This window comes from Psychrobacter sp. 1Y1, assembly GCF_051847395.2.
Lineage (GTDB): Bacteria > Pseudomonadota > Gammaproteobacteria > Pseudomonadales > Moraxellaceae > Psychrobacter.
Map to the genome: position 1 here is coordinate 2,515,302 of NZ_JBPYDF020000001.1, position 21,093 is coordinate 2,536,394.

At 41.7% G+C, this 21,093-nt stretch carries 19 protein-coding genes, 3 tRNA genes and 1 pseudogene; 9 read left to right on the plus strand and 14 right to left on the minus strand.

Going from position 1 to position 21,093, the window contains the following annotated elements; genetic code table 11:
* Positions 1–10: 10 nt before the first annotated feature.
* On the minus strand, positions 11–748 hold the full coding sequence (locus ACS8FA_RS24450) for an SDR family NAD(P)-dependent oxidoreductase (RefSeq protein WP_439264740.1): 738 nt from the start codon (positions 746–748) through the stop codon (positions 11–13).
* 542 nt (positions 749–1,290) lie between these two features.
* Between ACS8FA_RS24450 and ACS8FA_RS24455 the strand changes: the two genes are divergently transcribed.
* Together ACS8FA_RS24455 and ACS8FA_RS24460 are read left to right on the plus strand one after the other, a co-directional pair.
* A complete protein-coding gene (locus ACS8FA_RS24455; RefSeq protein WP_165596844.1) occupies positions 1,291–2,493 on the plus strand; it encodes a pyridoxal phosphate-dependent aminotransferase in 1,203 nt (400 codons plus the stop codon).
* Between the two features lie 256 nt (positions 2,494–2,749).
* Positions 2,750–2,825, plus strand: a tRNA-Asn gene (locus ACS8FA_RS24460).
* 236 nt (positions 2,826–3,061) lie between these two features.
* Here the strand turns inward: ACS8FA_RS24460 and arsB are convergent.
* The 7 genes and pseudogenes from arsB to ACS8FA_RS24495 all read right to left on the minus strand — a co-directional run bounded on the left by arsB (position 3,062) and on the right by ACS8FA_RS24495 (position 7,450).
* On the minus strand, positions 3,062–4,378 hold the full coding sequence (gene arsB / locus ACS8FA_RS24465; protein ID WP_439264738.1) for an arsenic transporter: 1,317 nt from the start codon (positions 4,376–4,378) through the stop codon (positions 3,062–3,064).
* 84 nt (positions 4,379–4,462) lie between these two features.
* Complete coding sequence (arsH, locus tag ACS8FA_RS24470; RefSeq protein WP_439264736.1) at positions 4,463–5,236, minus strand: arsenical resistance protein ArsH; 774 nt, start codon at positions 5,234–5,236, stop codon at positions 4,463–4,465.
* A complete protein-coding gene (arsC, locus tag ACS8FA_RS24475) occupies positions 5,223–5,630 on the minus strand; it encodes an arsenate reductase (glutaredoxin) (protein ID WP_101206398.1) in 408 nt (135 codons plus the stop codon). The genes arsH and arsC overlap by 14 nt, the downstream gene beginning before the upstream one ends.
* Positions 5,631–5,674: 44 nt before the next feature.
* Positions 5,675–6,037 carry an ArsR/SmtB family transcription factor gene (locus ACS8FA_RS24480; RefSeq protein ID WP_439264733.1) on the minus strand — a complete coding sequence of 121 codons (363 nt, stop codon included), beginning with the start codon at positions 6,035–6,037 and terminating at the stop codon, positions 5,675–5,677.
* Positions 6,038–6,238: 201 nt separating this feature from the next.
* Positions 6,239–6,622 (minus strand): annotated as a pseudogene (locus ACS8FA_RS24485) (transposase family protein); the annotation flags it as partial.
* 8 nt (positions 6,623–6,630) lie between these two features.
* Positions 6,631–7,071: a transposase family protein gene (locus ACS8FA_RS24490; RefSeq protein ID WP_522901981.1), complete on the minus strand. Its 441-nt coding sequence runs from the start codon at positions 7,069–7,071 to the stop codon at positions 6,631–6,633.
* Between the two features lie 115 nt (positions 7,072–7,186).
* Positions 7,187–7,450, minus strand: a complete 264-nt coding sequence (locus ACS8FA_RS24495; protein ID WP_439268289.1) for a YrhK family protein — start codon at positions 7,448–7,450, stop codon at positions 7,187–7,189.
* Between the two features lie 78 nt (positions 7,451–7,528).
* Between ACS8FA_RS24495 and ACS8FA_RS24500 the strand changes: the two genes are divergently transcribed.
* The 5 genes from ACS8FA_RS24500 to ACS8FA_RS24520 all read left to right on the plus strand — a co-directional run bounded on the left by ACS8FA_RS24500 (position 7,529) and on the right by ACS8FA_RS24520 (position 11,581).
* Positions 7,529–8,185: an IS1595 family transposase gene (locus tag ACS8FA_RS24500; RefSeq protein ID WP_045455674.1), complete on the plus strand. Its 657-nt coding sequence runs from the start codon at positions 7,529–7,531 to the stop codon at positions 8,183–8,185.
* Between the two features lie 1,136 nt (positions 8,186–9,321).
* On the plus strand, positions 9,322–10,485 hold the full coding sequence (locus tag ACS8FA_RS24505) for an MBL fold metallo-hydrolase (protein ID WP_439267463.1): 1,164 nt from the start codon (positions 9,322–9,324) through the stop codon (positions 10,483–10,485).
* A 44-nt stretch (positions 10,486–10,529) separates the two neighbouring features.
* Positions 10,530–10,868, plus strand: coding sequence for an IS630 transposase-related protein (locus ACS8FA_RS24510; RefSeq protein ID WP_227673357.1), 339 nt, complete (start codon positions 10,530–10,532; stop codon positions 10,866–10,868).
* Entirely contained in the window at positions 10,852–11,373 is a 522-nt protein-coding gene (locus ACS8FA_RS24515; protein WP_227673356.1) for an IS630 family transposase, read from the plus strand. Before ACS8FA_RS24510 ends, ACS8FA_RS24515 begins: the two co-directional genes overlap by 17 nt.
* The gene (locus tag ACS8FA_RS24520) at positions 11,363–11,581 is read left to right on the plus strand and encodes a rhodanese-like domain-containing protein (protein ID WP_439267466.1); all 219 of its coding nucleotides are present in this window, start codon (positions 11,363–11,365) and stop codon (positions 11,579–11,581) included. The genes ACS8FA_RS24515 and ACS8FA_RS24520 overlap by 11 nt, the downstream gene beginning before the upstream one ends.
* Positions 11,582–11,941: 360 nt before the next feature.
* Here the strand turns inward: ACS8FA_RS24520 and ACS8FA_RS24525 are convergent.
* The 4 genes from ACS8FA_RS24525 to msrB all read right to left on the minus strand — a co-directional run bounded on the left by ACS8FA_RS24525 (position 11,942) and on the right by msrB (position 13,404).
* Positions 11,942–12,018, minus strand: a tRNA-Asp gene (locus ACS8FA_RS24525).
* 37 nt (positions 12,019–12,055) lie between these two features.
* Positions 12,056–12,131: transfer RNA gene (locus ACS8FA_RS24530), tRNA-Val, on the minus strand.
* A 224-nt stretch (positions 12,132–12,355) separates the two neighbouring features.
* Complete coding sequence (locus ACS8FA_RS24535) at positions 12,356–12,841, minus strand: glutathione peroxidase (protein WP_439267468.1); 486 nt, start codon at positions 12,839–12,841, stop codon at positions 12,356–12,358.
* Positions 12,842–12,978: 137 nt separating this feature from the next.
* Positions 12,979–13,404 carry a peptide-methionine (R)-S-oxide reductase MsrB gene (gene msrB / locus ACS8FA_RS24540; protein ID WP_057760931.1) on the minus strand — a complete coding sequence of 142 codons (426 nt, stop codon included), beginning with the start codon at positions 13,402–13,404 and terminating at the stop codon, positions 12,979–12,981.
* A gap of 330 nt (positions 13,405–13,734) precedes the next feature.
* Between msrB and ACS8FA_RS24545 the strand changes: the two genes are divergently transcribed.
* Both ACS8FA_RS24545 and ACS8FA_RS24550 read left to right on the plus strand, forming a co-directional pair.
* Positions 13,735–14,949, plus strand: a complete 1,215-nt coding sequence (locus ACS8FA_RS24545) for an IS256 family transposase (RefSeq protein WP_522902000.1) — start codon at positions 13,735–13,737, stop codon at positions 14,947–14,949.
* 209 nt (positions 14,950–15,158) lie between these two features.
* Positions 15,159–16,811: an aminotransferase class I/II-fold pyridoxal phosphate-dependent enzyme gene (locus tag ACS8FA_RS24550; protein ID WP_439265278.1), complete on the plus strand. Its 1,653-nt coding sequence runs from the start codon at positions 15,159–15,161 to the stop codon at positions 16,809–16,811.
* A gap of 116 nt (positions 16,812–16,927) precedes the next feature.
* On the opposite strand, the gene ACS8FA_RS24555 is transcribed toward ACS8FA_RS24550, so the two are convergent.
* Positions 16,928–18,535 (minus strand): inorganic phosphate transporter, encoded by a 1,608-nt coding sequence (locus tag ACS8FA_RS24555; protein WP_101206393.1) that lies wholly within the window; start codon positions 18,533–18,535, stop codon positions 16,928–16,930.
* Between the two features lie 569 nt (positions 18,536–19,104).
* The gene (locus ACS8FA_RS24560; protein WP_439265279.1) at positions 19,105–20,808 is read right to left on the minus strand and encodes an ATPase; all 1,704 of its coding nucleotides are present in this window, start codon (positions 20,806–20,808) and stop codon (positions 19,105–19,107) included.
* Positions 20,809–21,093: the final 285 nt, after the last annotated feature.

Here is a 21,093-nt window from a genome sequence, read left to right on the forward strand (position 1 = left end):
TGATAGTAGATTACTTTTTATTAAGTTTTTCGCTAACTTGCTGCCAGACCAAATCAGGCAACGTGCCCAATGCTTTTAAAGGCATGGTTAGTTTTTTTGGAAATTCAATCACCTCATGCCCACTTTCGATACCGTCGCGTATGGCTTGACTGGCCTGCGCTGGCGTCTGGATAAACGGCATCGGAAAGTCATTCTGTTTGGTCATCGGTGTTTCGACAAAACCAGGCACGACTAAGCTAACTGACACATCATGCGGAGCAAGGCTAATCTGTAGGGTCTTCATTAGATAATGGATAGCAGCTTTTGAGCTACCATAGGCCTCAGCGCGCGCAAAAGGCACATAAGCAGACGCTGAACCGATACCGACCAAGCGACCTTTTGAAGCGATTAGCTTTGGCAATACCCCTTCGATCGCATGGGACAAGGTACCCATGTTGACCGACATTACTTTCATAAAGACACTGCTATCAAAGTTCGGCATATCTAAGTACTCGCACATGCCAGCGCCGCAAATAGCTAGATCGACATTGTCGATTTTTTCAAAAGCTTCGATAACCTTTTTTCGATCCATGAGGTCTAAATCAATCGTTTCTGCGCCTAACGCCTTAAGCTCGGCCAACGCTTCGTCGTCACGGCCAACTGCATATACATGATGATCTGCTAGCAGATAGTCTTTTGCCAACTGCTTACCAATGCCTGACGTCGCCCCAGTAATGAGAATATGTAATTTTTCAGTAGAATCTGTCATCGTAAATATCCTTTTTGAGTATTCTTATCTTTTTAAGTATTTTCATAATATGAAATTAATGCTCTTAAACTGATTGCTCAATGAAAATTTAAACCTTTGATAACAGCTAGCTATTATCATTATTCTTCGCAGATATCATTGGTCGCATTTCATTAAGCTATAAGCCATTTTATTTAACAAATCTAAATAATTATAGTGGTCGGCTACAGGTTTATTGTTGTGTCTTCGCAATCATATGGGCTTAAGCTTAAGCTCAGCGTGTTATTTGTCATTTCCACAAGTACCCTGCTATCACAAGCAACAACACAATATTCTGTTACTAGCGTCATAAGACAGCTCAATATCAGCATGCTACAATGCAAAAATTAGCAATCGCGTCGTTTGCCGAAGCATCATCTATAATCGAATGAGCACCGTATCACGGTAAGATGACGCTATCTTTTTTCAAACTGCATGACATCTTGTCCTGATAGCAATGAAAACGTTATATAATTAATATCAGATTTTCACCAACCCCACCCTCATATAAAAAAGGATCTCTCATGAGCGAGTTGCAACTGTCTGACCGCGTCAACAACATCCAACCATCACCTACGCTAGCGATTACCAATAAAGCCAAAGAGCTAAAAGCAGCTGGTAAAGATATTATCGGTTTGGGCGCTGGTGAACCTGATTTTGATACCCCTGAACACATCAAAAAAGCAGCGATCGATGCAATCAATGATGGCTTTACTAAATATACGGCTGTCGATGGTACGCCAGAGCTAAAAACAGCCATCATCGAGAAATTCAAGCGTGACAACGACATCAGCTATGAGCCAAACGAAATCCTAGTATCGGTCGGTGGTAAGCAGTCATTCTTTAACCTTGCCCAGGCATTTATCAATCCTGGCGACGAAGTCATCATCCCAGCACCATATTGGGTCAGCTATCCTGACATGGTTATCATCGCAGAAGGCGTGCCAGTCATCGTCAAATGTCCAGCTGAGCAAGACTTCAAAATCACCCCTGAGCAGCTAGAAGAAGCGATTACTGATAAAACTAAATTGTTAGTATTAAATAGCCCATCTAACCCAACGGGTATGATTTATACATTAGATGAGCTAAAGGCCATCGCTGAAATATTGAAAAAGCATCCACAAGTTTATGTAGCTTCAGACGATATGTACGAGCACATTCGCTGGACAGGCGATAAGTTCTACAATATCTTAAACGCGGCACCTGAGCTAAAAGATCGCGCAATCATCTTGAACGGCGTGTCTAAAGCGTATGCGATGACAGGCTGGCGTATCGGCTATGCGGGTGGCCCTGCTAAGCTAATCGGCGCGATGAAAAAGGTACAGTCACAGTCTACTTCATGCCCAACATCAATCAGTCAAGTGGCTGCCGAAGTTGCTATCAGTGGTGATCAGAGCGTACTAGAGCCGATGGTAGCCGCCTTTGAGAAACGCTGTGACCTAGTCGTAGATGGTCTAAATGCCATTAAAGGTATTACTTGCTTGCGCCCTGATGGCGCATTCTATGTATACCCAAATATCGTACCGCTAATCAAAGCGGCTGGCCTGTCATCATGTACTGAATTCTCAGCATGGTTATTGGACAAAGTAGGCGTAGCAGTTGTACCTGGCGATGCATTCGGTCTTGGCGGCTATATGCGTATCTCGTACGCTACTGATGAGGCAACATTGAAAGACGCCCTATCGCGTATCGAAAAAGCAGTGGCTGACTTAGACGTTGCTGAATAAATCGTAAAGAGCAATCAGTCTTACCGCTGTTCATAAAAAAGACGCCCTATACATTCTATAGGGCGTCTTTTTTTACGCGAGTCTTGGGCATAACTAGGAAAAACACGCTATCTCATCATTAAACTGACAATTTTTACTAATTATGCAAAAAAAGGCTTGACGTATTTTTTAACTTTGCTAGAATACGCCCCACTTAGCAAGAACTCGTTAGAGACTTCTAAGGCTCGTTGTAAGCGATTAAACACTTACAGCCTATTCTCCAATAGCTCAGTTGGTAGAGCAACGGACTGTTAATCCGTGTGTCCCTGGTTCGAGCCCAGGTTGGAGAGCCACATTTTAGTAGTAAATTTCTTGAGTCAACTTTGATTCAATTATGGCATTTGCCAAAACCCTCATCAATTTGATGAGGGTTTTTTTATGTGTCTCATTTAATATGCTTTATTACCGTTGCCATTTTGATAAACGCTAATAACTACTTTATTTCATACTTGATTATGACCATGATATTTAAAAATGAATATCATGGTCACGATAAAACATTACTGTAGCAAGTTCTCTATTGGGTAGCTTAGCTTAGCAACATTGTTAGCATTGGCAACCAAAATACCAATGCTAACAATGTCACTAACAACACAGGCGGCGTGATCAGTAGACCAATCTTTATGTACTGTCCCCAGCTAATTTTGTAGTCCTTCTCTGCCAATACGTGTAACCATAGTAAAGTAGCCAGACTACCAATTGGCGTAAATTTAGGTCCCAAATCATTACCGATGACATTGGCATAAATCATTAGCTCTCGCGTTGCGGCAGGTACTTGTGCTTGATCAATCGCAAGCGCGCCGACTAAAGTGGCTGGCATATTATTCATAACAGAAGCAACTATCGCTGATAAAAAACCAGTTCCAACGGTAGCAATGACTGCACCTTGTTGACCCAACCAGTTAAGTACCTGCACACCATAGGCAGTAAGTCCTGCATTACCCAGACCATATACCACCAAATACATGCCGATTGAAAATAGTACGATTTGCCAAGGCGCTTTACGTACTACATCGCTCACAGAGACCACCGCACCACGCCCGCCTTGCCATATACGGCCAGCGATTGCCATTAACGCAACAGCAGCGATGCCCGTGACCAGTGAAATAGGTAGCCCCAACGACTCTGTCGCAAAATAGGCGACCAGTAGCAAACCTAATAACGGAAAAGCGGCTCGAAAGACTAATGGATCTGTAATGGCAGACTCTGGTGCGCTGAGTTCGCTAGTCGAGTAGGTTTTTGGAATATGACGTGCATATACAACCCACAACACCAGTAGCGTCGCTAATACAGACACTATATTGACCGGTACCATCACCGCCGCATAACGACCGAAACCAATATCAAAATAATTGGCACTGACAATGTTGACTAAATTTGAGGTGACCAATGGCAGACTTGCCGTATCAGCGATAAAACCAGTCGCTATAATAAATGCCAGAGCTGATGGTGGCGAAAATTTGAGACGTAGCAAGATAGCGATGACAATCGGGGTCAGTAGTAGCGCAGCACCATCATTAGCAAAAAAGGCAGAAATAAAGGCGCCGAGCACGACAATCATCGGAAACAATAAACGCCCTTGCCCATTACCAAGGCGTGCCACGTGCAATGCGGCCCAGCCAAAAAACCCTGCCCTATCTAAGATAAGCGAGATGATAATCAGCGCTACAAAAGTAAAGGTCGCATCCCAGACAATATCCCAGACGATACCCGCATCTGATAACTGCACGACGCCAAGCGCTAACGCGACTAAAGCACCACCCATGGCGCTCCAGCCGATGCCCAATCCTTTAGGTTGCCAAATAACTAAGACTAAAGTTACCACAAAAATAGCAAATGCAAGCATTGTACAACCTTACTTAAGCTGATTTTATTCAGCCGATTTAATATAGGGAATTAGGTCGATTAGGAAATTAGATCGATTAGGAGGCTAGATCGATTTTTGATTGACGCGGCTCGATAGTTCTTCAGCACTCTCAACGCGTTCTGAATAACGATCAGTAAGATAATCTGAACGTCCGCGTGTGAGCCAAGTAAACTTCACTAGCTCCTCACAAACATCGACAAGACGCAGATATAACGGAGACATATCCATGCGATTATCGTTGTTGAACTCCAAAAACGCTTTGGGTATCGAAGATTGGTTGGGGATAGTAATCATCCGCATCCAGCGCCCGAGAATACGCATTTGATTAACTGTATTAAAGCTCTGACTACCGCCGCTGACTTGCATCAGTGCTAGGGTTTTACCTTGAGTTGGACGCACGCCACCTAGTGACAGCGGTATCCAGTCGATTTGCGCTTTCATGATACTGGTAATACTGCCGTGACGCTCTGGACTCACCCACAGCATGCCTTCTGACCACTGCGCCAGCTCCCGCAATTCTTGCACTTTGGGATGGTCTGAGTCTACATCGTCAGGCAACGGCAAGCCGGATGGATCAAACATTTTTACTTCACAACCGTACCAACGTAGCAACCGGCTTGACTCTTCAGCGGCCAATCTAGAAAACGAGCGTGCACGGACAGAACCGTATAGCACTAATATTTTCGGCGGATGACGTGAGTCATTCGGTGCAACCAAAGACTCAATGTCGATAGGTTGAAGATTATCTATATCAATATTGGGCAAATCGTCTAAGCTAAATTTTGGCGAAACAGTAGATTCGGCTTCCAATGCTTGGTCAACCTCAGTGTTTATCATGAGTAATAACCTCGCCGTCTTCTTTTGTAAAGCTACTTACTGGATTGGCTAGCAATTCAAACACGCGCTCTGAAGGACGACATAGAGCAGCGCCTTTATCAGTCACTACGATAGGACGGTTGATTAAAATAGGATGCGCAATCATGGCATCGATAATTTGATCGTCAGACAACTCAGGATTATCCAGACCAAGCTCATCATTGATAGCTTCTTTGCTTCTTAATAGCTCTCTAGGCGAAATCTGCATTTGTGCCAACAGCTCCACTAAACGGTCGCGGGTTGGTGTATTTTTCAGATATTCCACCACTTCTGGCTCTTCACCTGACGCTTTAATAATGGCAAGCGTATTACGAGAGGTTCCGCATTTAGGATTATGAAAGATTAATGGCTTCATAGTGTTTACACCTATTTTATGTATTTATTGAATTGATAATTGGTTTAATTATTACCTTGCTCAGCAGACTCACTTACTCTGCAGCCACTCAGGCTATCCATGAGTGACGCACACAATTCTGGATGTCCCGCACAGCAATCTTGCAACAGGAACTGAATGACGTTATCCATATGTGATAGCGAAGCACGATAGATAATCTGTCGGCTATGACGCTGTGAGACCACCCATCCTGCCCGTGCTAGCACCGATAAGTGGGCTGACATTGTGTTATGAGGGACAGAGAGCTGACGGGCTATTTCGCCCGCAGGTAGGCCTTCAGGCTCGTGGCTGACTAGCAGCTTAAAAGCCTTTAAACGAGTATCTTGAGAGAGCGCAGCAAAGCTTGCGATAGCATTAGTTATTTCCATATGTCCAATAATACAGACATATTAAAATAATTCAATGTTTTTTGAATGAGGTTATCATTCCTTAGAGACATCAGGCATTACTCATCAAGGTACGATGAGTCAAACCAACGTAACTTCCGTAATTCACCTTAAGTATTAGAAACTATCAGTTTCGGAAGTAAGACTGGACAGGGATAGTATTAAATAGACCTCTTGCAAAAGTCATAGTCTAAGCTCGGAATTAATGATACCAGCAAATAGCTTCATTCTAAGATCGTAGCGCTGACGACGGTTGCGATATTTATGAGCCACGATTTTAAACAACTTGATTAAGCCTATTTTGTGCTCAACCACAATACGGAACTTTGCCAGATATTGATTGGCCTGTTTGCATATCTCCAATAACTGACCACCACGAGGTTTCTTAAATGGTGTGAAAGTTTGGTTATGTAGCTTTGCTAACCCTTGATAACCACTGTCTGCTAGATAGTTAGTATTCTCAGGTAACCAATCAGGACAAGTATCTTTATACAGCTTAAAATCGTGGATTGACCCTTTACAGGTTTGCACATCAAGTATCAAACCGGTTTGCCAATGAACGATAACCTGCGCTTTTAAGGTATGTTGTTTCTTCTTGCCACTATAGTAGTCTCTCTGGTTTTTTTTGGACGCTCAATAGGGGTTTCGGTGGCATCGACAATGACGACTGACCAATTGATGTCCTCATCGACACGACTAGGCAGCTTTTTGGGCAATTCAAACTTACCAAAGTCAATCAGTGTGTCTTCTACTTTACGAATGATACGGCTAGCAGAAGACTCATGAATACCAAAGTCCATACTGATATGATAAAGCGTGCGGTATTCACGCCAATAAGTCAGGGCTAGTAGTATCTGCTCCTTAAGACTGAGCACACTTGGTCTACCTGATTTGGTCTTAGATGCTTCATGCTTTTGCATGGCCTCAAGCATGTCATAAAAGGTGGCTTTATGAATGCCAGTGTAGCGTTTAAAACCAGCGTCACTTTGTTTGAGTAGCTTATCTATGTTTGGCATATCTATTAAGTAAGTAGAGTTCAATAATATACGTTGTGTCTTACAACTACTTTTGCAAGAGGTCTAATAATTTGATGCTATGGCTTGATATAATATTACCTGCCCCGGCAACTTATTATTTTTTTGCGCGTTTAAATACCCTACCAACATGAATCAAGCTGATTAGTTTAATCAATGGTTTGATAAGTAGTTGTGCGCTGCCAAGGATAAATAGCCATGTGCCGTCCGTCGTTAACGACTCTTTCAAAAAGAAAAAGCTACCAATCAAAAACCAAACAGCGATAAGTAAATCATTCACTGCGCCCAAAGCATCATATCGTCGCTGTATGGCAATATGCTCTTGCCCAATATCAACATCTAACGCTTTGCAGTCGCTCAAAATTTATCCTTTGCTTGCATGTATTTGAACAATAGATATAGGGGCTGTAGTAGATAAGCACTATGCTAGACTACTTTTATGAAGATAACCCGTTGTAAACTAAGTAAAAAAGCACAGCGAAGGCTGTTAGAGTTTTTTACGGCTGAAGTGACTGCTAGAACAGCCGCAGATTTGCTTGATATTCAGCCTAATACTGCTGCACTTTTTTATCATAAAATAAGACTTGTGATAGATTACCATCTCTCATTAGAAGCTGATGAGCTTTTTGATGGTGAGGTCGAATTAGATGAAAGTTACTTTGGCGGTGTACGCAAAGGCAAAAGAGGTCGCGGGGCAGCTGGTAAAACCGCTGTATTTGGTATTCTAAAACGAAACGGTAAGGTTTATACCATTGTCGTAGCAGACACCAAACAGACTACCCTAATGCCTGTTATTAAGCGTAAAATCAAGCCTGACAGCTTTGTTTATACGGATAGCTATCGAAGTTACAATGCACTGGATGTGAGCGAGTTTAAACATTTCAGAGTCAATCACTCTATAGAGTTCATTTGCGGTAAGAACAATCACATCAATGGCATTGAGAACTTCTGGAATCAGTCCAAACGAACACTCAGAAAGTATAATGGGATTAATAAGAAGAACTTCCATTTGTTTTTAAAAGAGTGCGAGTTTAGATTCAACTATGGCTCACCATCTAATCAGCTGAAAACCTTGAGAAAATGGTGTGATATTTAATCCTTATCTACTACAGCCCCTAGATATATCAATTGGCTAGCACGGCTGTCAATGAGCTATTGTAGAATAGCTTATCAAATAAGACATCTGTTTTTAACCTCACTAACGACAGTTCAATAACTTTATTACACTTATAGAATTTTGAGACCTGAAAATATCATACATGAGACGCTAAAGATCAATCCTAAATAGTATCTAAGATCTTGGTTAAAAGGCATTATCATCGATATTTTAGGAAATGATTTAACAACGTAAACTTTACTTTCATTCAGACACTTTGACAGTCTCGCATTAGCACTTTCATAGCTAAGCTTCATCACAGAATTCGTAGAATTGAGTAAATTACTACTATAGTTCTCTTCTGATACCTCATATTCGTAGACTATATTTATAGAGTGCCAATGTCCTAAGCAAAACTCTCTACCAACAGGAGATATGTTATATGAAACGGTCTTGAAGTTGATTTTCTCTCCAAATAAATAGACAAATGCATCTACTAAAAAAGTACCCACTATAATAATAGTGATAAGCGAAGAAAATAAGAACATGGTATATAGAAGAAATATTTCGTACATCAGCTGAATCGCTATAATTTTTTTATAATCATTCTTACAAGAAAAGGAAATATTATAAGAATATAAGTAATTTAGAACTATTTTTGTAAACAACAAAGCAAAACCTACAATGCCAAATACAAAGAACCGTATTAGAGCAGTTATAGCCTTCAGAATACTAGAATAGTGAACTTAAATGAATAGTGACTTACTTATAGTTGTCACGTTGGATTAATATATACCTTATGGCTTCAATATAAATGACATCATATGATAATGGTTACTTTTCACAAGTCTCGTATTTCCACATAAACTCCTTCTTTACCTATTGCACTTACTCAAACTCACGATCGTAATTCCAAAAGATCATTATATTTATATTCTTTTATTTCATCCATCTATCCAAAAGAGCACTGTTTATTGGACGAATACCTATATAAATATAAAGTCAATATATGTTATTGTATATTGATAGCTATTAAAGAATTTCCCCGAATAATAATTCGATCAGACAAATCAACGTGGCTAGTAATATGCTACTGGCAAAAAGCTCATTTGACATAACTATAATAAGGACAAGACATGCTACTAGAGAAAATTAAGACACCTGGACTTTCGCACCTATCCTACTTGGTAGGCTCTGGCGGTCAAGCAGCGGTAATTGACCCACGTCGTGACTGTGCGATATATGTAGAAAAGGCGCGCGCAGCTGGACTTAAGATTACTCATATTTTTGAGACACATCGCAATGAGGATTTGGTTTCTGGAGCACCTATCTTGGCCGCAATGACAGGAGCAACAGTTTTGCATGGACCCAATCCAGAACAACCTGTTGTCTACGCTGAGACAGTACGTAATGGTGACTGCTTTTCAATTGGCCAATTAGAAATCCGTGTCTTAGAAACGCCTGGTCATACTGATGATCATCTTGCTTATACGCTGTTTGACACGGTGTACCCAGATAAGGCGGTTGGCGTTTTTACTGGCGATGCGCTCTTTGTAGGTGATGTCGGTCGTACTGACTTTTATCCTGAGCGTCGTAGAGAAGTTGCAGGTTTACTTTATGACTCGTTACAAGACATTTTAGCGCTCGGTGATCAGGCGATTATTTATCCAGCTCATGGTGCTGGTTCCGTCTGCGGTTCAGGCATGGCGGAACGTGAGTTTTCTACCGTCGGTCACGAAAGAATGAACAATCCACGTTTACAGATTACCAATCGTGAGGCGTTTATTGACTTCAAGACTAGCGAAAACCATTATCAGCCGCCCTACTTCAGATTGATGGAGCGCCTTAATATGGAAGGTGGTGAAGCGCCTCCAGTCGTTATGCGTCCGCGTAACTTTTCACTTAAACAGCTAAAGGATTGCAATGCTGATCATCTCATCGATATTCGTGAACCAATGGCGTATGCGTCAGGACACCTGCCCGGTTCTATGAGCTTACCTGTCAACATGCTACCTGCGTTTGCTGGATGGTTTATCGAGGAAGGACAAAGCTTGGCACTGATTGCTTCTGATGAAGATCAACTGACGACTGCGATGGAGCACCTGGTGCGTATTGCTTTTGATAACATCATAGGTGGCTATGCAGGTGTCGTCCCTGCTGCTGCCAAAGGGGAACAGATGCAGCAAACCCCTATGATCGATACAACCGAGGTAGAAAGTCGTCTTAATAATGCTCAGAACTGGACATTGCTCGATGTACGCGATATCGATGAGAGAAATACTATAGTCAATCTTAGATAAAACCGATACAATATTTATAACCAATTCATTTAGTGAAATAAACGATGACCTATTCAATCGACTTTCGCAAACAAGTGTTACGAAGCATTAAAGACGGCATGACCATTAGAGAAGCAGCTAACTTTTATCAGCTTAGCACAAGCTCGATTCACAGCTGGCAGCAGAGCTTAGTTCCTAAAACCACCAGAAATAAAGCACCGACTAAAATATTAAATGAAGCCTTATTGAAAGATGTTGAGCAGCATCCAGACGATTATATGTACGAGCGAGCACGGCGTTTAGGCTGTAGTAAATCAGGTATAGAAGCCGCATTAAAACGGCTAGGTATCAGTCAAAAAAAAGACCTTAGAACATCCAAAAGCCTGTTTGATAAAAAGAGCTAAGTATCTCAATCATTTAAATGATTATATGACTCAAGGCTATCCCATCGTTTATATGGATGAAAGCGGTTTTGAGGCTGAAACCATTCGTTCTCATGGCTATGCACCGATAGGTAAACCCTGTATCGACAGCTACAACTGGCAAGCAAAAAAGCGTACGAATGTCATCGGAGCTCTCTATAAAAAGATGCTATTTGCGCTTGATTACTTTGAGACAAATATCAATAGCAATATATTTTATGACTGGTGTAAGTTCACACTTATTCCAAGTCTTAAAACCAAGAGCGTGATTGTCATGGATAACGCTCGGTTTCATAAAAGCACGCGTATTCAAAAACTACTGAACAGGCACGGCCATCGTATTTTATGGCTGCCACCCTACAGTCCTGATCTGAACCCTATTGAAAAGAAATGGGCGCAAGCAAAGTTTCTACGACAAGGGTGGATGGAGAATAATCTGCCTAAACTGTTTCAGGATATGGGCTGTTCCAGTTTTATTGTGGATTGACTATAATGCGATCGAAGGGTCACAGCATATATATGTTGGTCACCTGAACGAGCGTTGGCATGAGCTTGACCAAAGTCGCCACTATACCTTGATGTGTGCCAGTGGTGCTCGGGCAACAATAGCAGCAGGGTGGCTCGCTAGTCGAGGTTTTGAGAACATTGATATCTATCTAGGGTCAATGGGCGCATGGCAAGCAACGCATGAGTAACCCTTTATCCGTAGCTAAAATTTACAATGAGCTAAACGCGTCATAACTACTGGATAATGATTTCTAAGCAAAGGCATTTTAAAGTGCTGTAACTAAGATAAATACGATGACCCTTCTTCTATTCAATATAAGACTAATATAAAAGAAGGGTTGTCGTTTTAGCTAATCTTTAAGTGATATGACTTAAGTGAATATAAGTCATAGTACTAGAGCATAGTTCTAGATTCTAACTCTTACTGTACTTCCTTATATAACTCATAAAACATAGATACATAAAATTCAGGCACAAAAAAACCTCAAACAATCTAATGCTTGAGGCGAAACTTGCTTAAACTCGTAAGTTTAAATTCGTTTTAAATATGGCGCAGCGGACGGGACTCGAACCCGCGACCCCCGGCGTGACAGGCCGGTATTCTAACCAACTGAACTACCGCTGCTTAGGTCTCTTAGCTTGTTTAGCCACTTGCTAAGAAGTGGTGGGTGATGACGGATTCGAACCGCCGACATTCTGCGTGTAAGGCAGACGCTCTACCAACTGAGCTAATCACCCTTCGAACAATTGCTAGGCAATTTATTCAACATCAACTGAGCTCTTAAGTTTGTCACCAAGCTCCGTTGCTGTGGGTGTGTATTATATAGATTTACTGTTGGGTGTCAAACAGTATTTACGACTTTTTTAGATATTTTTTCAATTTTTATTAGAATATCTAGCAAGCATTTGTTTTTATTGATTTTATATTTTCATATAAAATCAATATTTTTTAGATTTAATGCTTATTTATTAGCCAGTGCTTGCTCAATGTCGTTTTTGATGGCTTCTGGCTTAGTCGTTGGTGCATAACGGTCAATCACCTGACCTTTACTATCGACTAGGAACTTGGTGAAATTCCACTTGATACCATCTGTCAGTACGCCACCCTTTTGTTCTTTGAGCCATTCATAGATAGGATGAGCATCTGCGCCATTAACATCAGTCTTTGCCATCATTGGAAAGCTGACACCATAGTTCTTTTGGCAAAACGCACCAATCTCATCGTTGCTACCTGGATCTTGGCTACCAAATTGATTACAAGGAAAACCGACGACCACTAGTCCTTGATCCTTATATTGTTGATATAGCGACTCTAAGCCTTCGAACTGCGGCGTAAATCCACATTTGCTTGCGGTATTGACGATTAGTAATACTTTATCTTGGTAATCTGAAAACGCTTGCAAGCTACCATCCATGCGCTCAGCCGTAAAATCATAAATTGTACTCATCATTTATCCTTAAATTGAGGTTTTTATTGTTTTGGGTGTCTATGCACTACTTCTTTTTCTATCATACACATAATAAAACTATTGAAAAGGAAGCACCCTGTACTTCCCTTTCACACTTCTAATACTACTTAGACTACTTACTTCTCAGACTTATCTAAATCAATAGATACCGAGTTGATGCAATAGCGCATGCCTGTTGTCTCAGTAGGACCATCAGGGAATACATGGCCTAAATGTGCGCCGCAGTTGCTACAAGTGACTTCAGTACGAGTCATACCTAGCGAGTTATCGACGTGCTCTTCAATCGCGCTGTTATCGATACCTTGATCAAAACTTGGCCAGCCACAGCTCGCATCAAATTTATTGCTTGAGTCAAATAAGCTTGCACCGCAGCCTTTACAACGGTAAACGCCATCATCAGTCGCATCATTATATACACCTGTAAATGGGCGTTCCGTGCCCTTCTCACGCATAATATGATACTCATCAGCGGTTAAACGCTCTTTCCAGTCAGCTTCAGTCAACTGGCTGATCTCTTCTTTACTTAGTTGATTGTCTTGCATAATTTATCCTTATTCGAGTATTTATTATCTAATCTCGGTAACTATTTTATCGCCATATGATTATGAGAACGACGTGCTCTATCTGTTGGTTATCGACACACTATTCAAGGCATATATAAGAAAAGCATTCTTTATATTGGGAGATAGACAGCATGATTGAAAAGATTAACTGAGTTAAATATAGCAAACTAATTTTAGATAATGATGGGTAAAGATGTAATTTTGATATCTAGACATTTTATAGTCTATATAAGAGATTTAGAGCCATATAAATGGGAGTTTCCTAAAAACTGTGTAACTGCTTATAATCCATTAACAGGAGAATAAGCAATGACTACTCAATCTGACATTAAAAAACTGGCCGAGCAAATGGCTGGTAGCATGAAAAGCTTTGATAACATCAAAGACTTCCAAAAGCAGCTCATGCAATCCTTTATCGATACTGCCTTAGAGGCTGAGATGGAAGACCATCTCGGCTACCCCAAGCATGAGAAAGCAGATAAACCAAACAAGCGCAACGGACACACTAAAAAGACCGTCCGCAGTGACACAGGCGATCTTGAAATCTCTACCCCAAGAGACCGTGATAGCAGCTTTGAGCCTGTACTCGTTAGTAAGCATCAAACCCGTATCTCAGGTCTCGATGATAAAATCATATTCCTTTACGCCAAGGGTCAAACCACCACCGAGATTGTAGAGAGCATTAAAGAGCTCTATGACGTCGACATCTCAAGCTCTCTTGTCTCAAGAGTCACTGACAATATATTAGAGGACATCACCGCTTGGCAGAACCGGCCGCTGAGCAGTGTTTATCCTATCGTCTATTTGGACTGCATCGTCGTGAAGATACGTCAAGACAAGCAGATCATCAACAAAGCCATTTACCTAGCCCTAGACATCAATCTTAGCGGTAAGAAAGAGCTGCTTGGTATGTGGCTCTCAGAGAATGAAGGCGCTAAGTTCTGGCTAGGTGTTCTTACCGAGCTTCAAAACCGTGGCGTACAAGACATCTTAATCGCTTGTGTTGACGGTCTAAAGGGCTTCCCTGATGCCATTAACACCGTCTATCCAAAGGCACAGGTTCAGCTGTGTATCGTACACATGGTGCGCTATTCAATGAAGTTTGTGCCGTGGACGGATAAAAAGGCCGTAGCGGCTGATTTAAAGGCCATCTACGGCGCTGATACGCTTGAGATAGCTGAGGCTAATCTTGAGCACTTTGATGAGGTGTGGGGTGATAAGTATCCGCATGTGGTTAAGTCTTGGCGCAATAACTGGGAGGGCTTAACGGTGTTCTTTAATTACCCTAAAGACATCAGAAAAGCCATCTATACCACCAATGCTATTGAGTCATTGAACAGCGTGATTCGGACAGCGGTGAATAAGCGTAAGGTGTTCCCATCTGATCACGCAGCTTTCAAGGTAGTCTATCTAGCAACCCAGCAGGCATCCAAAAAGTGGTCGATGCCAATCCGTAACTGGACGTCTGCTCTTAATCGCTTTATGATTATGTTTGATGATCGCATCAGCAGGCATTTAATCTAAATGGCAGTTACACAGAATCTGAGATGGGCTCCTATAAATATAAGCCAAATGTCAATTGCAAGATATACTTGCAATTACTAATAGAGCTGATTGTAAAATCATTTGCAAATTAACCAACTATGCAATAATATCTTGCATTAGTGTTTAACTAAAATGTTCAATATATTTCTACACTGAATAATTACTGATTAATAAAGGCTCAAACGACAATGTCTGACGACAATAGCAAAAGTACGCAAGCGGAACGACTGGTACAGTTGCGCCGTGACAAAGGATTTACTGCTGAGCAGCTAGCACAAGCCATGACAGGCGCTGGTGCAAAAGTGAGCCGTGGTGCTATCTCAAACTGGGAGCGCGGTACCAACGGTATTGTCTCATCCAAGCTGCCTACACTCGCACGTATTTTGGGCTGTAGTGAGGGATATCTGTTGCGCGGCGACCTCAATAATGAGGCTATTGATGCAGACGAGTCGACATCATCTGTAGAGCGCAATGAATATCAAAAGCTAGATACGAGTTCCCACACCCGGTCAGATATTAAAGCGACTATCGCTCAATCGACGACAACTTCTACTGCTGGTAAAGACTCAAAAACCAATTCGACAACCAATCCGAAAAACGGTCATGCTATGAACACCATAAAAAAATCTGATAAATTACAAAACGTTTGCTATGACATTCGTGGTCCTCTATTGCAGACTGCCAATAAAATGGAGGCAGAAGGCAAACGGATATTAAAACTAAACGTGGGTAATCCTGCGCCTTTTGGTTTAGAAGCCCCGCATGAGATTTTACGCGATGTCGCTATGAACCTATCTGAGGCGACTGGTTATTCAGACTCGCAGGGGATTTTCTCAGCGCGTAAAGCCATTTTGCAATATTACCAGTCTAAAGGATTGTTATCGGCCGTTGACGTACGTGATGTGTATTTGGGCAATGGGGTTTCTGAGCTTATTGTCATGACCATGCAGGCATTGATGAACGATGGTGATGAAGTCCTAATTCCTATGCCAGACTACCCGCTTTGGACAGCAGCAGCCAATCTCGCTGGCGGTACTGCTGTGCACTATCGCTGTAATGAAGAAGACAACTGGCACCCTGATATTGAAGACATTAAGTCTAAAATTACAAGCAAAACGAAAGGTATCGTGGTTATTAACCCAAATAACCCAACAGGCTCCCTTTATAGCGATGAGTTATTAAAGCAAATTATTGAAGTCGCTAAAGAGCATGATTTAATCATAATGGCTGATGAGATTTACGATCGTATTCTTTATGATGACAATGTACATACCCCAATGAGCACCTTAACTGACGACGTGCTCGTACTCTCTTACAATGGTTTGTCGAAGTCGCATCGTATTGCAGGATTTCGCTCAGGTTGGATGATGGTATCAGGCCGCAAACAGCACGCAGCTGACTTTATTGAAGGCTTAGATATGCTCGCATCTATGCGCCTTTGCTCTAACGTGCAAGGACAATATGCTATTCAAACCGCGATGGGTGGGCATCAGAGCATGCAAGACCTAACCTCTGAAAAGGGTCGCCTATATAAGCAACGTGAAATGGCAGTCTCACGTCTTAATGCTATCAAAGGTATTTCTTGTACCATGCCTCAAGGCGCATTTTACTGTTTCCCAAAAATGGATCCAGAGGTTTACCCTATCACCGATGATATGGATTTTATGATGGACTTGCTCGTTGAAGAAAACGTATTAATGGTTCAAGGTACTGGGTTTAACTGGGATAGACCCGACCATTTCCGTCTGGTGTTCTTACCTAACTTGCTTGACCTAGAAAATGCGATGGATAGATTGGACAGATTTTTTGCCAAAAAACGTAAGCAGTTTGGTACCGAGTAAATCGTTATACATCATTAAAAAAACGCTTATCGGCATGATGCTGATAAGCGTTTTTTATTGCGTTGAACCTAGTTATTCAAACTCAATTATGATAATTCACTGGTAAAAACAGCGCATTAAAAAATGTTGCTCAATACGAGATAACTAATAGCAGACATAGTAGCCGCTGCAGGCAGCGTTACAATCCAAGCCAATCCAATCGGCTTCATAAGCTTCCAGTTAGTATCTCTGTTGACGATACCGATACCCAATACTGCGCCTACTAGCGTGTGAGTACTTGATACAGGCAGACCCATTGTCGATGCGCCCATCACAACAGCAGCAGCAGCCAATTCAGCTGAGAAGCCTGAAGCTGGATGCATTTTCGCTAGATTGGTACCAACGGTTTGAATTACTTCTTTACCAATGAACCAAAGACCAACAATGAGTGCCACACCAAAGGTCAGCATGACCGCAGGTGGTACAGCAGCTTCCGTAGCGATACTATTAGTACGAATCACATCCATAATGGCGGCAAAAGGACCAACCGCGTTGGCGATATCGTTTGAGCCATGACTAAAGGCAAAAGCTGACGCGGTAAAGACTTGCATCCAGCTAAACATAATGAACGTCGCTTTGGTCAAATCTTCTTTATGCTTACCGCGGATACTCTTGGTATAAATATAGGTCGCTAACCATACTAGCGCCGCTATCATACCCATAATCAAGAAGCCCTGTAGTGTGGTCAGGCCGCTATTGACATTTTTCAGACCTTTAAAGACGACTAGAGAAGTCATCACCGCACCACCTGCGGCAGCAATGATAGGTACCCATTGCTTAAGTGCTTTTAGAGTATCAAGGCTACTGCGCTCATTCTCAATATCATAAAGCTTTTTGTAGTAATCAGTTTCTAAATCTTCAACGATACAATCATCATCTTTATAGATTTCCTGATCGCGTAACATCGCTGACGTATAGGCCAATTGCTCAGACTCTGTCAAACCATCCAAAAACTCTTTATGATTTTGCTTTAAGACTTTTTTATTGCCTTTTAGCGTCGCAATATAGGCTTCGGTTTTATCATTATATTCAATGATATTTTTCTTGATTTGTCCATATAAAAGATAAGACAACACGCCACCTAGTAGCGGTGACAGCACCCAAGAAATAGCGATAGTTCCAACCGTTCCCCAGTCTACCGTTGATAGTGCCATGTCCGTACCACCTAACGTGATACCTAAAACAATGGAGCTACCAATCACACCGCCAATAATGGAGTGCGTGGTCGAAACAGGCAGACCTTTTTTGGTCGCAAATAACAGCCAAAATGCTGCTGCAACCAATGCGGAGAGCATGACATAAATGAACTGATTGGGCGTCACTGATAGACCATCCAGATCGACGATACCGCTTCGAATCGTATCAGTCACCTCCCCGCCTGCAAGGACTGCCCCCGATACTTCAAATATCGCGGCAATACCCAATGCTTGCGGGATAGTCAACGTCCCTGCACCCACCGAAGTACCAAAGGAGTTGGCGACATCGTTACCACCGATATTGAATGCCATAAAGACACCAAAAGCGGTCGCCACGATGAATAGCGTCGTTTGCTGACGCATGGTGTAATCTAAACCCCACCACAAAAAGTAGGAAGTCATCGCAATCAGTAAAATGGCAAAAAATAGATTGATTCTCATAGAGCCAACTGGCTTGACTGACTCTGTAGAACTGCTGCTAATACCCATACGTTAGTACGTCCTGCGTAAGCTGATTAAAATTATATGAGGTTGATAATATTGCGCTGCTACTCACAGTGCTTATTGCAGCATCTAATGAAGTAGCATATATAAAATATACAACATGCGATGAGAAGGTCTTAAACTGACTAGAGCGAAAGTAAATAATATATCCTTCAACATGTCACAAAGCCGCAAGTGATATTGCCAAATCGTCTGATTACAGCATCTTGCGGCTTATATATTTCTTAGCGATATTTGTGGTACTACTAACAGCTATTGTAACAATTTTTGTCGTAATTATTAAGTTATCTATGCTAAATAACTAAAACACGTTGATTGCTAAATTAAAACTATTATTTAGCAGAAGCTGTTTTGCGCTCTATTATATTAAATATGAGCACATAGTGCATGATGATATTGCGAGATTTGTAACTGCTAGTGTATACGGACAAGACCACACTCTGTAAAAGACAGGATAACTCGAATATGTTTCGAGCCATCCTACTTAGGAAATACTTGAAAAATACAGCTATATAAACCTATAAGAGCCCTTAAACTTTAGGCATTTCTAACAACTACTTGCTTTTGGTGATTGCCGACAACTGCTCAACAGCATGATCTAACACATCTAAACGCGCTTGACGTTTTTCATTGGTCGCAATAACACACCATGGCGCTGTCGTTGTATCCGTGCGTGCCAACATATCTGCTGCAGACTGCACATAGTCTGACCATTTATCACGGTTACGCCAGTCATCATCTGTCAGTTTAAATTGCTTATGCGGTGTTTCTTGACGATCTTCAAACCGTTTAAGCTGCTCTTTTTTATCAATCGCTAACCAATATTTGATAACCAACGTTCCTGCTGCTGCCAAATCTGCCTCGAAACGATTAATTTCATCATATGCTCGTTGCCATTCATTAGGAGACGCAAATCCTTCGATACGTTCAACCAACACGCGCCCATACCAAGTACGATCGAAAATAGCGATACGGCTAATACGATTGGTTTGCTCGTCAGGCAATCTCGTCCAGAATCGCCACAAGTAAGGATGCTGAGTCTCATACAGCATCGGCGCGCCAATATTATAGATTTGATACTCGCGGGGATCTAGCGGTGCGACCAACCTTTTGATCGCACCGCCCTTTCCCGCAGCGTCCATCCCTTCAAAGGCAAACACAACATGCCGACCTTGGCGTGCGCGTAACAATTCAGCGAGCCTTGCTTGCTTCTCCGCCAACGCCTCACGATAGTCGGACTTACTGATTTTTTTATCTTTAATAGACGTCAGTTGCTTAGGTATCGGTGCAGGTTCAAACTGTTTTTGTTTAGTATCTGAGTTAAGTTTCAGTGTCTTGGACTGGGAATCGTTTTCTGACGTTTCCTTGTCATTGTCGTTGCCATTATCATTGGTATCTGTCTGACTACTCGCCAGCGCGGTTTGCATAGCGTGTAGCACCAAGTGACAAAAGTTATCAGCGGCCTCTAACTTATCATCACCATCAATGATGACCCAATCATCCTGTTGACGCAGCAAGGTCGCAGCCACCTCATTAAACTTCTCGATGACTTGCTTGTTGTTCCAGTCAATTTGATACAAAAACTGCGGATCTGCTTCATCATCCTTTAAGCGACTGTGCAACGTTTCGATATCAACATGAAACCAACATTTTAATAATTTGGTTTGATTGGCAATGAGATCGTTTTCAAATGCTTTTAGCGTGTCTAACTGCTGCTGTAGATAGTCTTGCCACTGAGCAATAGGAAGCGAATTTTTATCTGTTTGACCTTTATCATTTGATAATGCTTCAAGGTTCTCACTATCTGATGTCGCCAGTCGCATGACGTTGTATAATAAATCAGCATACCAATTGCCGAAATATACCATGACGTCACCATGACGCGGCATGGCGCTAGTATGTGCTTGCCAAATAGGTTGATAGTTCAATGGCGAATGACCAATAGTGGCCTCAACTTTAAGCAGCCTTGGATCTACCCATTGCCGTAACTGCTTAACGGCTGTACCTTTACCTGCCTGCTCCATCCCATTAACTAGTACTAACAGACCTGTTGGCTTATTGAGGGTCGGCGGCGTTTGCTGGCGAGTAGCTTTTAAAGCATACTGAGCTGTTACCAATGCCAATCTAAGCGAATCCTCATCCAGTGAAAACTGACTTAAAGGATTGGGCTTTAGACGCTGCTCCACAACTTGCTCACTAAATTGTGTACTTACCGCTTGTGGTGCTTTTGGTTCAGTAGTATCATTTTTTTTAGACATGATTACACTCGCTATTATTGTTATTGGTCTGCTTTACCGTTGAGTGACTTATGGGATAGCTATTAATAGGACAACTCTTAATATTTCTGACTCATCGCTCATTTTTATCTCATTTAATCATAGCACTGCGCCAATCGAGTAAATAATATTGCTGTGTAACAGATTGATATTTGTATTCTTAATTATTTTCTTTTAAGGTGAACACAATTTTGGGTATAGGATAGAACAGTTGTTGAAAATTTTATAACCCTGAACCACTATATTTAAAACAACCATACTCAAATT

What these genes read in the sequence shown, in the direction of transcription:
- ACS8FA_RS24480 (WP_439264733.1), bottom strand. Translation starts at nt 6,037, where the DNA reads ATGGAAATAACTAATGCTATCGCAAGCTTTGCTGCGCTCTCTCAAGAT.
- ACS8FA_RS24545 (WP_522902000.1), top strand. Translation starts at nt 13,735, where the DNA reads ATGACTACTCAATCTGACATTAAAAAACTGGCCGAGCAAATGGCTGGT.
- ACS8FA_RS24450 (WP_439264740.1), bottom strand. Translation starts at nt 748, where the DNA reads ATGACAGATTCTACTGAAAAATTACATATTCTCATTACTGGGGCGACG.
- arsH (WP_439264736.1), bottom strand. Translation starts at nt 5,236, where the DNA reads ATGATAAACACTGAGGTTGACCAAGCATTGGAAGCCGAATCTACTGTT.
- arsC (WP_101206398.1), bottom strand. Translation starts at nt 5,630, where the DNA reads ATGAAGCCATTAATCTTTCATAATCCTAAATGCGGAACCTCTCGTAAT.
- ACS8FA_RS24490 (WP_522901981.1), bottom strand. Translation starts at nt 7,071, where the DNA reads ATGCCAAACATAGATAAGCTACTCAAACAAAGTGACGCTGGTTTTAAA.
- ACS8FA_RS24555 (WP_101206393.1), bottom strand. Translation starts at nt 18,535, where the DNA reads ATGGGTATTAGCAGCAGTTCTACAGAGTCAGTCAAGCCAGTTGGCTCT.
- ACS8FA_RS24550 (WP_439265278.1), top strand. Translation starts at nt 15,159, where the DNA reads ATGTCTGACGACAATAGCAAAAGTACGCAAGCGGAACGACTGGTACAG.
- arsB (WP_439264738.1), bottom strand. Translation starts at nt 4,378, where the DNA reads ATGCTTGCATTTGCTATTTTTGTGGTAACTTTAGTCTTAGTTATTTGG.
- ACS8FA_RS24505 (WP_439267463.1), top strand. Translation starts at nt 9,322, where the DNA reads ATGCTACTAGAGAAAATTAAGACACCTGGACTTTCGCACCTATCCTAC.
- ACS8FA_RS24510 (WP_227673357.1), top strand. Translation starts at nt 10,530, where the DNA reads ATGACCTATTCAATCGACTTTCGCAAACAAGTGTTACGAAGCATTAAA.
- ACS8FA_RS24560 (WP_439265279.1), bottom strand. Translation starts at nt 20,808, where the DNA reads ATGTCTAAAAAAAATGATACTACTGAACCAAAAGCACCACAAGCGGTA.
- msrB (WP_057760931.1), bottom strand. Translation starts at nt 13,404, where the DNA reads ATGCAAGACAATCAACTAAGTAAAGAAGAGATCAGCCAGTTGACTGAA.
- ACS8FA_RS24535 (WP_439267468.1), bottom strand. Translation starts at nt 12,841, where the DNA reads ATGAGTACAATTTATGATTTTACGGCTGAGCGCATGGATGGTAGCTTG.
- ACS8FA_RS24500 (WP_045455674.1), top strand. Translation starts at nt 7,529, where the DNA reads ATGAAGATAACCCGTTGTAAACTAAGTAAAAAAGCACAGCGAAGGCTG.
- ACS8FA_RS24455 (WP_165596844.1), top strand. Translation starts at nt 1,291, where the DNA reads ATGAGCGAGTTGCAACTGTCTGACCGCGTCAACAACATCCAACCATCA.